The following is a 15,216-nucleotide window of genomic DNA, read 5'->3' on the forward strand; positions in this document are numbered from 1 at the left end:
AGGTCCTTAGTGTCGGTGTTGGCGGGTGACCCCGGCGTCGTAGTGGGTGACGATCTGCTGCCAGCCGGCGGCGATCAGCGCATCGCTGTCCAGCGCGTCCGGGGGCAGGGCGGTGCTGTCGCGGCGTAGCCAGACATCCGGCTGGGCATCGCTGGCGGCGGGCAGGATCACCAGGAAGCTGCCGGCCACCTGGGCGTCCTGGCTGCGGCCCAGGTAGGCGCCGTTGGCCAGCAGCGACCACTGGTGGCTGCCGCGGCTCTGGCTGCTGGCGTCGCTGACGAACGGCGGCAGCCCCTCGTCGGCCAGGGTCTGGGCATCCGGGGCGGCGCCGTTGTCCTCGCGCAGGGCGCGGATCTCCTCGACGGCCACCCACAGGTCGGTGTGGATGCCCTGTTCGGCGGCATTGAGGTCGCGGCGGGCATCGAGCTGGTGGGCGGCGATGGCCTGTTCATCCTCGCGCTCGCCGCGCACGGCCACCACGCTGGCGGCCAGCACCACGATCAGCAGCGCGGCCAGCAGCACGTAGAGGGTCTCGTGCCCGGCGCCAGCCGGGCGCACCACCTGGGCGCGGCTCATGGCGCACCGATGTCGGCGTGGTCCACTTCCACCACGTGGCCGGGACCGGCATCGAACAGCACGTAGAACTCACCGTCGGGGCGCTTGAAGGTCAGGGTCGAGTCATCGCCGAGCTTGCTCGCCACCAGCACCTGTTCGTCGTAGCCGATCACGTCCAGGGTCACGCCGGGGGCGCCGCTGCCGTCGGAGAAGCCGCCCTTGCAGGTGATCTGCTCGCCGTGCTCGGTGCACTCGCACATCGGGTTGTGCGCCAGCGCCGGGGTGGCGGCCAGGGCCAAGAGGGGCAGGGCGAGCCTGCGCATCAGCTGTTTCATTTGTTGCCTCCTTGTTTCTCGAGCCAGGCTGCGGTGGCGGGGGATGCCTTGGCCAGCGGCACCGAGGCCTGGTACATCTTGCCGTCCCAGCCTTCGATGGTGATCCAGATGTCGGCGTCGGGCCGGGTGCGCGGCGGGATCGGCAGCGAGGTGCCCATGCGCGCCGGCGCGCCGAAGAAGATCGTGCCGGCGGCGCGCAGGCTGCGCGGCTTGCCCACTCGCAGGTAGATGGCCTTGACGCCTTCGTCGCAGCTCGTGCAGGCGGCGTTGAAGGCCTTGAAGTAGCCGGCCGGGCCCTCGGCGCGCGGGGCCTCGTCGCGCAGTTCGGCCAGGTCCAGGGTCCAGCGCCCGACCTGGAGGTCCTCGACGATATTGGCGCCCAGGCCGCTGTCGCCGCGGAACAGGCTGGCGTCGGCGAAGTACTTGGGCATGAAGCCCAGGGGAATGAGGATCAGCAGGATGTTGAGGTGGAAGCGCCATTTCAGCCACAGCTGCTTCAGGCCGCTGGGCGGCAGGGTATCGGTCTGGCTCAAGGTTGGGCCTCCAGGGTGGTTGGGCTGGCCGCGGCGCGCTTGCGTGCCGGACGCTCGCCGCGCTTGAGGGCGGCGAGGGTGGCCTGGGTGGTGCGCTTGGTCCAGATCAGCAGGCCACTGAACACCATGAGGGTCAGGATCAGGCCGAAGAAGAACCAGATCAGCTTGATCGCCAGGCCACCGAAGTCACCGGTGTGCAGCGGGCGCATGGATTCGGTGACGAACTCAAGGGCCGAGCGGTCGCCGAGCAGGAACTGGCTGTCGACGTTGGACGTGTAGGGGTTGACCTCCGCGGTCTGGAACATCAGCGGGTACCAGCCGCGCCCGCCCATGCTGTAGTGGCTGTAGGCGGTGGCCGGCAGCGAGATGAAGCTGATGTCCAGGCCGGGGATCTTCTGGCTGGCAATGCGTGCCGCCTGGTCCAGGTCGATGCGCGGCGCGGGGCTGCCGTCGGCGCTCTGCGGCACCTGTTCGCGGGCGATCACCGGCACGATCGGCTCGCTGGAGATCGTCACATGGTTGTCGGCGAGAATCGCCTGGATCAGGAACCAGGTGCCGGTGATGGCGATCACCGCAATGAACCAGATCGACCACACACCGGCCAACCGATGCACGTCGCCCCAGAATATCCGTGGGCCGTGGCCGGTGCGCAGCGGCTTGAAGAAACCGCGCCAGAACTTCTTGTACACCACCAGCCCCGTGACCAGCGAGGCGAGCATCGGCAGCCCGAGCAGCGACACCAGGTACCAGCCCCAGCTGTAGCCGTTGGTGAAGGGCACCAGCCACCAGCCGTGCAGGGCGCGGGTGAAGGCCTCGAAGTCGAAGTCCGGGCGCTGGCCCTGGATGGCCCCGGTGTAGGGGTTGACGTAGAGCAGCGCGTTGGTGCCGTCGGCACGGGTCACCGAGGCCTGCAGGGCGAAGTGCGAACCGTCCGGCTGGCTGAAGAAACGCACCGCCAGTTCAGGTTCGGCCTTGTGCATGGCGTCGAGCACCTGCTGGTAGCTCAGGCGCTGGCTGTCGCCGTCGGGCTTGCTGGCGCGCACGTCGGCGTTGGCCAGCCAGACGATCTCCTGGCTGACCACCGCGAGCATGCCGGTGAAGCAGACGATCAGGACGAAGAACCAGATCGGCAGGGCAAGCCAGCTGTGGACCAGGAACCACAGCTTGGAATTGGATTTCTTTCTCGATTGTCGGGCCATCGCTCGGTCTTCTGCATCTAAAAATACGGTCGAGTCTGTGCTCAACCTGGAAGGCTGCATAAGTAAGGACGAATGAGAATCAGAAAGCTGCCAAGGCAAATGAAAGAAAATGTTTCAAGAACTGGACGTAACCTCCGTCGAAACCGGGGTCTTGGCCGCGCGCGCCTGCTTCTGGCTGCGCTTGAGTGCGTTGGCGGTGGCCAGGGCGGTGCGTTTGCTCCAGATCAGCAGGCCGCTGAGGACCATCATGCTTAGCAGCAGGCCGAAGAAGAACCAGATCAACTTGACCGGCAGGCCGCCGAAGTCGCCGGTGTGCAGCGGGCGCATGGACTCGGTGACGAACTCCAGGGGCTTGCGGTCGGCGAGCAGGCGCGTGGCGTCCACCTCGCCGGTGTAGGGGTTGATCTCGGCCTTCTGGTACATCAGCGGGTACCAGCTGATGCCGCCGATGCTCAGGTGGGCGTAGGCGTTGCTGGGAAACCCGACATAGTCGACGTCGAAGCCGGGGATCTCGCGCTGGGTGATGCGCACGGCCTCGTCCGGGCTGATCATCGGCGTCGGGCTGCCGTCGGCGGTCAGCGGCACCTTTTCCCGGGCGATCACCGGCACGATCGGCTCGCTGGAGATGGATATGTGGTTGTCGGCGAGCAAGGCCTTGATCAGGAACCAGACGCCGGTGATGGAGATCACCGCGATGAACCAGATCGACCAGATGCCGCTCAGGCGGTGGAAATCGCCCCAGAAGATCCGCGCGCCCTGGTTGAAGCGCAGGGTCGGCTTGAAGAAGCCCTTCCAGAATCGCTTGTAGATGACCAGGCCGGTGACCAGTGAGGCCAGCATCGGCAGGCCGAGCAGCGACACCAGGTACCAGCCCCAGCTGTAGCCGTTGGTGTGCGGCACCAGCCACCAGCCGTGCAGGGCGCGGGTGAATTCCTCGAAGTTGAACTGCGGGGTGACGCCCTGGATATGCCCGGTGTAGGGGTTGACGTAGACCCGGACCGTGCGGCCGTCGGGGTAGGTGACGTCCGACAGCATGGCGAAGTGCGATTCGCTCAGGGTCATCAGGCTGGCCACGGCGATACCGGGCTGGTCGCGCTGCATGGCCACCAGCAGTTCGTCGTAGTTAAGCCGCCGGGCCTCGTCCGAAGGCGGGTTGGCGCGGGTTTCCGGATTGGCCAGCCAGACGATCTCGCGGCTGATCACCGCCAGGGTGCCGGTGACGCAGACGATCAGCACGAAGAACCAGATGGGCAGGGCCAGCCAGCTGTGCACGAGGAACCAGATTTTCGAGCGTGACTTTTTCGACATGGGGTACGCAGTGTCAATGGCGAAGTTCAGGGGCAAAAGCCCGGCCGTATCAGAAAGAGACGCATGAGCAGGGCAAAACCTGATGAGCCAATTGCAAGCAAGTGTTTCCAGGGCATCCCGAACTGGCGATGCAAGCGCTCGTGGGAGCGGGCTTGCCCCGCGATCACCGGCAAGGTCGGTGCCAGGCGCCGCAGTGCCGGGCTTGTTCCTGCCAGGGACTAATTTGCCTGCCTCTCGAAACGTCCTCCTATCACCGGACGCGAGCGTGCCCATGGGCCGCCGGTCCCTTTCATCGAATGTGTACAGGAGGCCCGTCATGGGTGTTGCTGTGGGATTTACAGTGCGTCCGCTATTGCCGGAGCAGGGACGTTTGCCGTTGCTGGTGGAGGCGGGTGACGACGACACCCAACTGTTGGAGGTGTTCGACGAGCTCAAGGCGCTGGTGGATGAACACCTGCCGCGCGACGGCGGCATCCTGTTTCGCGGGTTCCGCCTGGAGGGTGCCGAGCAGTTCCGCCAGTTCGCCGCCAGCTTCGGTCATCCGCTGCTCAACTACGAGTTCGGCTCGACACCGCGTACCAACGTTACCCAGGGGGTCTACACCTCCACCGAGTACCCGGCGCACCAGCATATTCCGCTGCACAACGAGCAGGCCTACTCCCGCGACTGGCCGATGAAGATCTGGTTCTACAGCATGATTGCCGCCCGCAGCGGCGGCGAGACGCCGATCGCCGACAGTCGCGAGGTCTATCGCCGCGTGCCGGCGCACATCCGCGAGCGCTTCGTCAGCAAGGGCCTGATGTACGTGCGCAACTTCGGCAACGGCCTGGACGTGTCCTGGGAGCAGGTGTTCAACACCGAGGACCAGGCGGAGGTCGAGGCCTACTGCAAGGCCCACGGCATCACCTGCGAGTGGAAGGACGACGGCGAGTTGCGTACCCGTCAGGTCTGCCAGGCGGTGGCCCGGCACCCGGTGACCGGCGACATGGTCTGGTTCAACCAGGCGCACCTGTTCCATATCTCCAACCTGCCGGCTGACGTGCGCGAGAGTCTGCTGGACATCGTCGACGAGGAAGACCTGCCGCGCAACGTCTACTACGGCGACGGTTCGCCCATCGAGGACGAGGTGCTCGACGAGATCCGCCAGGTGCTGGAAGACTGCAAGATCAGCTTCCCCTGGCAGGAGGGTGACGTGATGATGCTCGACAACATGCTCGCCGCCCATGCCCGCGCGCCGTTCGAAGGCCCGCGCAAGGTGATCGTGGCAATGGCCGAGGGGCATTCGCTGGACCAGGTCTGACCTGCCGATCGTTCCTGCAGGCCGGCGCGACCTCCTGTAGGAGCGGCCTTGTGCCGCGAAAGGGGCGCACAGCGCGCCCCATCACTCCCGCGTCGAGCCCCTCGCTAAATCATCCCCCCGCCCATTCGTTCTTGTTGATGCGCCCGGACCTTCCGGTCGCGCCGCCGATCAGCAAGGACCACACACATGAATGCCGCAGACGCCCAGAAACTTTCCCGTCGTTTCATCGAGTTGCCCCTGGACAAGCGCCGCTTGTTTCTCGAAGGGATGCGACGCGAGGGCATCGATTTCGCGCAGCTGCCCATGTCGTCCTGTGTCGGCCTGAGCGAGCGCGACGGCCTGTCCTACGCCCAGCAGCGCATGTGGTTCCTTTGGCAGCTGGAGCCCCACGGCGCCGCCTACAACCTGCCGATGGCCGTGCGCCTCGACGGCGAGCTGCAGGTCGAGGCGCTGGAGCGGGCGTTCAGCCTGCTGGTCGCCCGCCACGAATGCCTGCGCACCACCTTCGCCCAGGACGGCGAGCGAGCGTTGCAGCGGGTGGCTGAGCCTGCGCCGGTGAGCATCCAGCTGTTCGACCTTGCCGACCTGCCTGAAACCACGCGCTGGGAACGCGCGCACCAGCAGATGGCGGCCCAGGCCACCCAGGCCTTCGATCTTGAGCGCGGGCCGCTGTTCGGCATCGCCCTGTTGCGCCTGGCGCCCCAGGAGCACGTGCTGCTGCTGACTCTGCACCACATCATCGCCGACGGCTGGTCGATGAACATCCTGATCGACGAGTTCATGCGCAGCTACGACGCCCTGGTGGCGGGGCGCGAGCCGCAGTTGGCGGAGCTCAAGGTGCATTATCGCGACTATGCGCTGTGGCAGCGCAGCTGGCTGGAGGCCGGCGAGCGCGAGCGTCAGCTGGACTACTGGCGCGAGCAGCTGGGTGACGAGCACCCGTTGCTTGAGCTGCCGACCGACCGGCCGTACCCGGCCCAGCCCAGCCACCTCGGCGAGCGCCTGGAGCTGACGCTCGACGCGGGCCTGCGCGAGGACCTGAAGCAACTGGCCCAGCAGCACGGCGTGACGCTGTCCACGGTGCTGCTGGCCGTGTTCAAGACCCTGCTGTACCGCTACAGCGGCCAGACCGACATCCGTGTTGGCGGTCTGATCGCCAACCGCAACCGCAGCGAGACCGAAGGGCTGGTCGGCTTCTTCGTCAATACCCAGGTGCTGCGCAGCCAGTTCACCGCGCAGACGCCGTTCAGCGACCTGCTGCGCAGCCTGCACCAGGCCTCGGTCGGCGCCCAGGCGCACCAGGACCTGCCGTTCGACGCGCTGATCGAGGCCCTGCAGCCCCAGCGCAGCCAGAGCCATACGCCGCTGTTCCAGGTGATGTTCAACCACCAGCCGCTGGTCACCGACCTCAATGACGTGCGTCTGGACTGCGGCCTGCGCGTGGGCTACCTGAGCGCCGAGCAGCTGGCCGGCAGCCGTCGCCAGCACGCCGCCACCAGCGACCTGATGCTCGATACCCGGGAAGAGGGCGAGCAGTTGTTCGCCGCCTTCACCTATGCCACCGACCTCTTCGACGAAGCCACCATCGCCGCCTTGGCCGGGCACTGGCGCAACCTGTTGCGCGCGGTCTGCCAGGCGCCGTGCCAGCGCCTGGGCGAACTGTCGCTGCTGGCCGAGGCCGAGCGCCAGGCGCTGCTGTGCCCGGTGGCCGAGGTGCCGCCGCTGGTGCCTGTGCAGCGCCTGTTCGAAGTCCAGGCCGCCCGCAGCGGCGAGGCATTGGCACTGATCCTGGCCGACGGCGCCGCGGCACCGTCGATGAGCTATGCCGAACTCAATATCCGCAGCAATCGCCTGGCCCATCACCTGCGCCGCCAGGGCGTCGGCCCCGATGTGCTGGTGGGCGTGGCCCTGGATCGCTCGCTGGACCTGGCCGTGGCCCTGCTGGCCGTGCTCAAGGCCGGTGGCGCCTATGTGCCGCTGGACCTGCAGGCCCCGGCCGAACGCCTGGGCCATGTCTTCGAGGACAGCGGCCTGCAGTGGCTGCTGACCACCACCGCCCAGTTGCCCGGCCTGCCAGCGCAGGATGGGCTGCGCTGCCTGTGCCTGGACCAGCTGGCGCTGAACGACGAGCCGGCGGATGACCTGGCGCTTACCGTCACGCACGACAACCTGGCCTATGTGATCTACACCTCCGGCTCCACCGGCCTGCCCAAGGGCGTGGCCATCAGTCACGGCGCCCTGAGTGAGTTCATCGCTCGCGCCATTGACTACAGCGACCTGCGCGAAGGCGACCGCGTCCTGCAGTTCGCCACCAGCAGCTTCGACGGTTTCGTCGAGCAGTTCTTCCCGCCGCTGTGCCATGGCGCCTGTGTGGTACTGCGCGATACCCGCCTGTGGGACAGCGCCGCCCTGCACGAGGTACTGATCACCCACGGCGTGACCCTGGCCGACCTGCCGGCCGCCTACTGGTACTGGCTGGTACAGGACTTCGCGGCGCGTCCGCCGGCCAGCTACGGCGCGCTGCGGCAGATCCATGTCGGCGGCGAGGCAATGGCGGTGGACGGCCTGCGCTTGTGGCAACTGGCTGGGCTGGGCCATGTACGGCTGCTCAACACCTATGGCCCGACCGAGGCCACGGTGGTCTCGACCATTCACGACTGCACCGGGCTCGGCCACGAGGCGGTGTCCTGGCGCGGCATCCCCATCGGCCAAGGCCTGGCGCAGCGCCGGCTGTACATCCTCGACGATGATCTTGAACTGCTGCCGCGGGGCGCCGTGGGCGAGCTGTACATCGGCGGCCCGGGCCTGGCCCGTGGCTACCACGGTCAACCGGCGCTGAGCGCCCAGCGCTTCGTCGCCGACCCGTTCGCCCATGGCGAGCGTCTGTACCGCACCGGCGACCGTGCGCGCCTGGGCGCCGACGGCGCCATCGAATACATCGGCCGTGTCGATCACCAGGTCAAGGTGCGGGGCTTCCGCATCGAACTCGGCGAGATCGAGGCGCGCCTGCAGCAGTGCCCGGGCGTGCGTGAGGCGGTGGTGCTGGCCTTGCCGATGACCGGCGGCCTGCAACTGGTCGCCTACGTGGTGCCCGACGCCGCCGAACAGGATGCCGCTGAACAGGCGCGGTTCCGCCAGCAGGTGCGCAGCCTGCTCAAGGCCCGCCTGCCCGAATACATGGTGCCGGGCCACCTGTTGCTGTTGCCGCGCCTGCCCCTGACGCCCAGCGGCAAGCTGGACCGCAAGGCCCTGCCGGCACCGGACCCGAGCGCGTTGCAGGCTGAATACCGGCCGCCACAGAGCGCCACCGAGCAGCAACTGGCGCAGATCTGGATGCAGGTGCTGGGCGTGGCCAAGGTCGGCCTGGACGATCACTTCTTCGAGCTGGGCGGGCATTCGTTGCTGGCCGCCCAGGTGCTGGCGCGGATCAAGGACCAGCTGGGCCTGGTGCTGCCGTTGCGCAGCCTGTTCGAACACCCGGCGCTGGGCGACCTGGCCGCCGAGCTGGGCCGTCTGGAGGGCGGCGATAAGGATGACGACTGGTCGGATATGGACGCGTTCATGAGTTCGTTGGAAGGGGTTGAGGCATGAGTGGCAACATGGCGGTACGCATTGCGAAACGATTCGTCAGCCTGCCCCTGGAGCAGCGCCGGCAGTTCCTCGCCAAGCTGCGCGAGGACGGCAAGGATTTCAGCCTGTTGCCGGTGGTCGAGTCGCGTCACGACTTCGCCAGCATCCCCCTGTCCTTCGCCCAGCAGCGCCTGCTGTTCCTCTGGCAGTTGGAGCCGCACAGCGCGGCCTACAACATGGCGGCTGGCCTGCGCCTGAGCGGCCGGCTCGACGTGGCGGCCCTGCAGCGTTCGTTCGAGCACCTGGTGGCGCGCCACGAGGCGCTGCGCACGGTGTTCCAGGTCGATGGCGAGCAGCCACGCCAGGTGATCCTCGAAACCCAGGCCGTGCCGCTGGAGCAGGTCGATCTCACCTCTGTCGCCAGCGAGCGGCGCGAGACCGAGCTGGCCGCGCAGGTGCGCGAGGCCAGCCACCAACCCTTTGACCTGCTGCACGGGCCGCTGCTGCGCGCCAGCCTGTACCGGCTGGCGGCCGAGGACTATGTGCTGCTGGTGAGCATGCATCACATCGTCTCCGACGGCTGGTCGATGGACGTGATGGTCAAGGAGTTCGTGCACAGCTACCAGGCCTTCAGCCAGGGCCAGGCGCCGCAGTTGCCGGCGTTGGAGGTGCAGTACGCCGACTATGCGATCTGGCAGCGCAGCTGGCTGGAGGCCGGGGAGGGCGAGCGCCAGCTCGACTACTGGCGCCAGCAGCTGGGCCAGGAGCAGCCGCTGCTCGAAGTAGCCGCTGATTTTGCCCGCCCGTTGACCCAGAGCTTCGACGGCCAGACCCTGAGCTTCGACTTCGGCGCCGAGCTGTCCCGGCGCCTGGGCGGCTACGCCCGCGCCCAGGGCATGACCCTGTTCATGCTGGTGCTGGCGGGCTTCTCGTTGTTTCTCTCGCGCCAAGCCGGGCAGCGCGATATCCGCATCGGCGTGCCCAACGCCAACCGCGGCCGCGCCGAGGTCGAGGGGCTGATCGGCTTCTTCGTCAACACCCAGGTGCTGCGCTGCCAGGTGGACGAGCGCCTGAGCTTCGACGACCTGCTGGCCCAGGTGCGCGAGGCGGTGCTCGGCGCCCAGGCGCACCAGGAGCTACCGTTCGAGCAACTGGTGGACGCGCTGGTGCCGGAGCGCAACCTGGGCCACAACCCGCTGTTCCAGGTCAAGTTCAACCAGAACGTCGGCATGCAACGCCAGCGCTCGCTGGCCCTGCCGGGCCTGAGCGTCGCCGAGTACCCGCTGGACAAGGTCGGCACCCACTTCGACCTCGCGCTGGACATCACCGACGACGGCCAACTGATCCATGGCGAGATAACCTTTGCCAGCGACCTCTACCAGCGCGCCACGGTGGAAGCGTTCATTCCGGCGTTCATCGAACTGCTGGGCCAGTTGCTCGACGCGCCGCAACTGCCGCTGCACCGCCTGGCCGCGCCGCTGCGTGTCGGGCAGGTGCCGGAGCGCGAGGCGCCGGCACTGGTGCTGGAACAGTGGCAGCAGCAGGTGCAACGCCAGCCCGAGGCGCTCGTCGCCCGCAGCCTGGAGCACAGCCTGAGTTTCGCCGCCCTCGATCAGGCCGCCAACCGCCTGGCTCACCACCTGCAACGTCAGGGTGTGACCCGTGGACAGCCGGTCGCGGTGCTGATGGAGCGTTCGCTGGACTGGCTGACCTGTATGCTCGGTATTCTCAAGGTCGGCGCCGTGTACATGCCGCTGGACACCAAGGCGCCTGAAGCGCGTCTGCGGCAGATGCTCGACGCGGCGCAGGCCAAGGTACTGTTGTGCGCCGCCGGCGATACGCGACTGACCAGCCTGGCCGCTGCCGAGCGCCTGGCACTGGCCTACGCGCCAGCACAATGGCAGGACCTCCAAGCCAGTGCGCCGGCCATCACGCTGTGGGCTGAATCGCCGGCCTATGTGATCCACACCTCCGGCTCCACCGGCCAGCCCAAGGGCGTGCTGGTCAGCCATGGCGCCCTGGCCAGCTACGTCGCCGGCCTGCTCGAACGCCTGGCGCCGGCGCCGGAGGCGAGCATGGCGCTGGTCTCGACCATCGCCGCCGACCTGGGCCATACCGTGCTGTTCGGCGCCCTGTGCGGCGGGCGCCTGCTGCACGTGCTGCCCGAGGCGCTGGGCTTCGACCCGGACGCCTTTGCCCGCTACATGGCCGAACACCGGGTCGGTGTGCTCAAGATCGTCCCCGGCCACCTGGCGGCGTTGCTGCAGGCTGGCACGCCCGCCGATGTGCTGCCCGAGCAGGCGCTGATCGTCGGTGGCGAGGCCTGCACGCCAGCCCTGGTGGAGCAGGTGCGCCGGCTCAAGCCAGGCTGCCGCCTGATCAACCACTACGGTCCGAGCGAGACCACGGTCGGCGTGCTGACCCACGAGGTCTCGACCCTGGCCGCCGAGGCCCGCGCCGTGCCGGTGGGCACGGCCCTGCCGGGCGCCCATGTGCTGCTGCTCGACGATGTGCTCAACCCAGTGGCCGACCAGGTCGCGGGCGAGCTGTATATCGGCGGTGCCAGCGTGGCCCAGGGTTACCTGGGCCAGCCGGGCCTGACCGCCGAACGCTTCGTGCCGGACCCGACGCAGCCGGGCCAGCGCCTGTACCGCAGCGGCGACCGGGTGCGGCGCAACCGCGCGGGGCAGGTGGAGTTCATCGGTCGCGCCGACGACCAGGTCAAGGTGCGTGGTTATCGTGTCGAACCGGCCGAAGTGGCACGGGTGCTGCTGGGGCTGGACGGGGTCGCCGAAGCGGTGGTCCTGGCCCAGCCGGTGGACGGCGACGAGACCCGCCTGCAACTGGTGGGCTGGTGCGTGGGGCAGGGGCTGCAGGGTGAAACCTTGCGCCAGCAACTGCAGGACCGCCTGCCGGAGTACATGGTGCCGGCGCAGATCCTGATCCTGGAGCGCCTGCCGCTGACCGCCAACGGCAAGCTCGACAAGCGCGCCCTGCCGGCACCGGGTGTCGCCCGGCGCCAGTACACCGCGCCGCTCGGCGAGATCGAGCAGGCCCTGGCGGCGATCTGGGCCGAGGTGCTCAAGCTTGACCAGGTCGGCAGCACCGACAACTTCTTCGAACTGGGCGGCGACTCGATCCTCAGTCTGCAGATCATTGCCCGGGCCAAGCGCCAGGGCATCAAGCTCAGCCCCAAGCAGCTGTTCGAGAAACAGACCATCGGCCAGCTGGCGGCGGTGGCCAAGCGCATCGAGAAAAAGGCTGCGGCGGTCGAGCAGGTCAGCGGCACACTGGCGTTGCTGCCGATCCAGGCGCGCTTCTTCGAAACCGACATCCCCGAGCGCCAGCACTGGAACCAGGCGCTGCTGCTCAAGCCGACCCAGGCGCTGCGCGTCGACTGCCTGACGGGCGCGCTGCAGGCGCTGGTCGACCAGCACGACGCCCTGCGCCTGCGCTTCACCCAGCGCGATACCTGGCAGGCGGAGTTCCAGGCCGGCAAGGCCGAGGACATCCTTTGGGTTCGCGCGTTGAGCGATGTGGCTGAGCTGCCGGCCCTGGCCGAGCAGGCCCAGCGCAGTCTCGACCTGGCCAAAGGGCCGCTGCTGCGGGCGCTGCTGGTCGACTTGCCCGAAGGCCAGCAGCGTTTGCTGCTGGTGATCCACCACCTAGTGGTCGACGGTGTGTCCTGGCGGGTGCTGCTGGAAGATCTGCAACTGGCCTACACGACCCTGGCCGCGGGCAAGCCGCTGGCGCTGGCGGCCAAGAGCAGTTCGCTCAAGGCCTGGGCCGAGCGCCTTGGCGCCTATGCCCGCAGCCCTGAACTGCTGGCCGAGGCCGACTACTGGCTGGGCGGCCTCGCAGCTGCTGGCGATGAATTGCCACGGGACAATCCGGCGGGCGCCCAGACCAACCGTCACGTCGCCCATGCCTCGTCGCGCCTGGACGCAGCGCTGACTCGCAAGCTGCTGCAGGTGGCGCCTGCCGCCTACCGCACCCAGGTCAACGATCTGCTGCTGGCGGCCCTGGCGCGGGTGCTGTGCGACTGGACCGAAGAGGAATCGGTACTGATCCAGCTCGAAGGGCATGGCCGCGAGGACCTGTTCCCGGAACTGGACCTCAGCCGCACCCTGGGCTGGTTCAGCAGCCTGTTCCCGGTGCGCCTGACGCCGGCCCATGGGCTGGGCGCGGGGCTGTGCGCAGTCAAGGAGCAGTTGCGTGCGGTGCCGAACAAAGGCATCGGCTACGGCGTGCTGCGCTATCTCGGCGACCCCGATCTGCGCGCGCGTCTGGCGGCATTGCCGCAGCCACGGGTGACCTTCAACTACCTGGGCCAGTTCGACGGCAGCTTCGCCGAGGCCGAGGGTGCCCTGTTCACCCCGGCCAGCGAGGGCAGCGGCGCCACCCAGGACCTGGACAGCCCGCTGGGCAACTGGCTCGGCATCACCGGGCAGGTCTACCAGGGCGAGCTGGAGCTGGACTGGAGCTTCAGCCGCGAGGTGTTCCGCCCCGAAACCATCGAGGCGCTGGCGCGCCACTACGAGCAGGTGCTGGCCGAGCTGGTCGAGCACTGCGCCCAGGCGCCGCACCAGGGCGTGACGCCATCGGACTTCCCACTGGCCGGGCTGACCCAGGCGCAACTGGATGGCCTGCCGCTGGCGGCCGGGGAGATCGAAGATCTCTATCCGCTGTCGCCGATGCAGCAGGGCATGCTGTTCCACAGCCTCTACGAGCAGGCGGCGGGCAACTACATCAACCAGCTGCGCGTGGATGTGCGCGGGCTGGACATGGCGCGCTTCCATGCGGCCTGGCAGGCGGTGGTGGACAACCACGAAGTGCTGCGCAGCTGCTTCCCGCAGGATCTGCCGGCGCCGGTGCAGGTGGTGCGCCGTCAGGTACAGGTGCCTTTCGTCGAGCTTGACCAGGCCGAGGATCCGGATGCCGTGGCCCAGTCCGAGCGCCAGGCCGGTTTCGACCTGGCCAGCGGCCCGCTGCTGCGCCTGACGCTGATCCGCACGGGTGATGACAGCCATCACCTGATCTACACCAGCCATCACATTCTGATGGACGGCTGGAGCAGCTCGCGCCTGCTGGGCGAGGTGCTGCAGCGCTACAGTGGCGTCACGCCGGGCGCCAAGACCAGCCGTTACCGCGACTATATCCAGTGGCTGCAAGGCCAGGACCAGCAGGCCAGCGAAACCTTCTGGCGCGGGCAGGTGGCCGAGCTGCAAGAGCCGACCCGGTTGGTCCAGGCGTTCAAGTCTTCGGGCCAGGGCCAGGGGCAGGGCCATGGCGCCCTGGCGCTGCGTTTCGAGGCGGAGCAGACCCGCCAGCTGGCGGACTTCGCCAGGGACCAGCGCGTCACCCTCAACACCCTGGTCCAGGCCGCCTGGCTGCTGCTGTTGCAGCGCTACACCGGCCAGACCTGCGTGACCTTCGGTGCCACCGTGGCCGGTCGTCCGGCCGAATTGCCGGGTGTCGAGGAGCAACTGGGGCTGTTCATCAACACCTTGCCGGTGGTCGCCAGCCCGCGTCCGGAACAGACCGTGGGCGACTGGGTGCAGCAGGTCCAGGCGCTGAACCTGGCATTGCGCGAACACGAGCACACGCCGCTGTACGAGATCCAGCGCTGGGCCGGCTGGAGCGGCGAGGCGCTGTTCGACAACATTCTGGTCTTCGAGAACTACCCGGTCGCCGAGGCGCTGCAACAGGGCGCACCGCAGGGGCTGCAGTTCGGCGAGGTGCTCAACCAGGAGCAGACCAACTACCCGCTGACCCTGGTGGTGCAAGTGGGTGAGCGCCTGGAGGCGAGCTTCAGTTTCGATCGCCAGTGCTTCAGCGAACAGGCCATCGACCAGTTGGCGGGACACTTCCAGCACCTGCTTGCGCAGTTGGCGGCTGACGGTCAGCGTGCACTGGGTGTGCTTAGCCTGCCGGTGGAAGACCTGCAGGTGGTGGCCAGCTATCCGAGCACGGCTTGTGCCCAGGTGCTGATCGAAGCGCAGGCCGCGCGTACGCCTGAGGCGGTCGCTGTGACCTTCGCCGGGCAATCGCTGAGCTACGACCAGCTCAACCGCCGCGCCAACCGCCTGGCCCACAAGCTACGCGAGCAGGGCGTGGGGCCGGATGTGCTGGTGGGCATCGCGGTGGAGCGCGGCTTCGAGATGATCGTTGGCCTGCTGGCGATCCTCAAGGCGGGTGGCGCTTACGTGCCGCTGGATCCGGAGTATCCGAAGGATCGGCTCAGCTACATGATGGAAGACAGCGGCATTCAACTGCTGCTGACTCAGGGGCATCTGCTGGCCGATCTGCCTGTGCCGGGGCAGGTTCGTAGCCTGAAGCTGGAAGACGACCTGGCCGGTTACAGCGAGGAAAACCCGGAGCACCTGACCCAGTCGGACAACCTGGCCTACGTGATC

Annotated in this window: 8 protein-coding genes; 3 read left to right on the forward strand and 5 right to left on the reverse strand. The window is 67.9% G+C overall.

Annotated features, from left to right (window positions below; translation table 11 throughout):
* Positions 1-6: 6 nt before the first annotated feature.
* The 5 genes from V0R62_RS24375 to V0R62_RS24395 all read right to left on the reverse strand — a co-directional run bounded on the left by V0R62_RS24375 (position 7) and on the right by V0R62_RS24395 (position 3,930).
* Entirely contained in the window at positions 7-576 is a 570-nt protein-coding gene (locus tag V0R62_RS24375) for a DUF6162 family protein (protein ID WP_330105537.1), read from the reverse strand.
* Positions 573-890: a hypothetical protein gene (locus V0R62_RS24380; RefSeq protein WP_028692195.1), complete on the reverse strand. Its 318-nt coding sequence runs from the start codon at positions 888-890 to the stop codon at positions 573-575. Before V0R62_RS24380 ends, V0R62_RS24375 begins: the two co-directional genes overlap by 4 nt.
* The gene (locus tag V0R62_RS24385) at positions 887-1,423 is read right to left on the reverse strand and encodes a thiamine pyrophosphate-binding protein (protein ID WP_280083842.1); all 537 of its coding nucleotides are present in this window, start codon (positions 1,421-1,423) and stop codon (positions 887-889) included. The genes V0R62_RS24380 and V0R62_RS24385 overlap by 4 nt, the downstream gene beginning before the upstream one ends.
* Positions 1,420-2,622: a PepSY-associated TM helix domain-containing protein gene (locus tag V0R62_RS24390; RefSeq protein WP_330105538.1), complete on the reverse strand. Its 1,203-nt coding sequence runs from the start codon at positions 2,620-2,622 to the stop codon at positions 1,420-1,422. The genes V0R62_RS24385 and V0R62_RS24390 overlap by 4 nt, the downstream gene beginning before the upstream one ends.
* 114 nt (positions 2,623-2,736) lie before the next feature.
* Positions 2,737-3,930: a PepSY-associated TM helix domain-containing protein gene (locus tag V0R62_RS24395; protein WP_330105539.1), complete on the reverse strand. Its 1,194-nt coding sequence runs from the start codon at positions 3,928-3,930 to the stop codon at positions 2,737-2,739.
* Between the two features lie 316 nt (positions 3,931-4,246).
* Between V0R62_RS24395 and V0R62_RS24400 the strand changes: the two genes are divergently transcribed.
* From V0R62_RS24400 to V0R62_RS24410, 3 genes are all read left to right on the forward strand, one after another.
* Positions 4,247-5,230, forward strand: a complete 984-nt coding sequence (locus V0R62_RS24400; RefSeq protein WP_330105540.1) for a TauD/TfdA family dioxygenase — start codon at positions 4,247-4,249, stop codon at positions 5,228-5,230.
* 186 nt (positions 5,231-5,416) lie between these two features.
* The gene (locus V0R62_RS24405) at positions 5,417-8,821 is read left to right on the forward strand and encodes an amino acid adenylation domain-containing protein (RefSeq protein ID WP_330105541.1); all 3,405 of its coding nucleotides are present in this window, start codon (positions 5,417-5,419) and stop codon (positions 8,819-8,821) included.
* A partial coding sequence (locus V0R62_RS24410; protein ID WP_330105542.1) for an amino acid adenylation domain-containing protein occupies positions 8,818-15,216 on the forward strand: 6,399 nt, incomplete at its 3' end. The genes V0R62_RS24405 and V0R62_RS24410, both read left to right, overlap by 4 nt.

Source organism: Pseudomonas carassii, from assembly GCF_036324045.1.
GTDB lineage: Bacteria > Pseudomonadota > Gammaproteobacteria > Pseudomonadales > Pseudomonadaceae > Aquipseudomonas > Aquipseudomonas peradeniyensis.

Coding starts and splice junctions, on each gene's coding strand:
- V0R62_RS24375 (WP_330105537.1), bottom strand. CDS start 576: ATGAGCCGCGCCCAGGTGGTGCGCCCGGCTGGCGCCGGGCACGAGACC.
- V0R62_RS24380 (WP_028692195.1), bottom strand. CDS start 890: ATGAAACAGCTGATGCGCAGGCTCGCCCTGCCCCTCTTGGCCCTGGCC.
- V0R62_RS24390 (WP_330105538.1), bottom strand. CDS start 2,622: ATGGCCCGACAATCGAGAAAGAAATCCAATTCCAAGCTGTGGTTCCTG.
- V0R62_RS24395 (WP_330105539.1), bottom strand. CDS start 3,930: ATGTCGAAAAAGTCACGCTCGAAAATCTGGTTCCTCGTGCACAGCTGG.
- V0R62_RS24400 (WP_330105540.1), top strand. CDS start 4,247: ATGGGTGTTGCTGTGGGATTTACAGTGCGTCCGCTATTGCCGGAGCAG.
- V0R62_RS24405 (WP_330105541.1), top strand. CDS start 5,417: ATGAATGCCGCAGACGCCCAGAAACTTTCCCGTCGTTTCATCGAGTTG.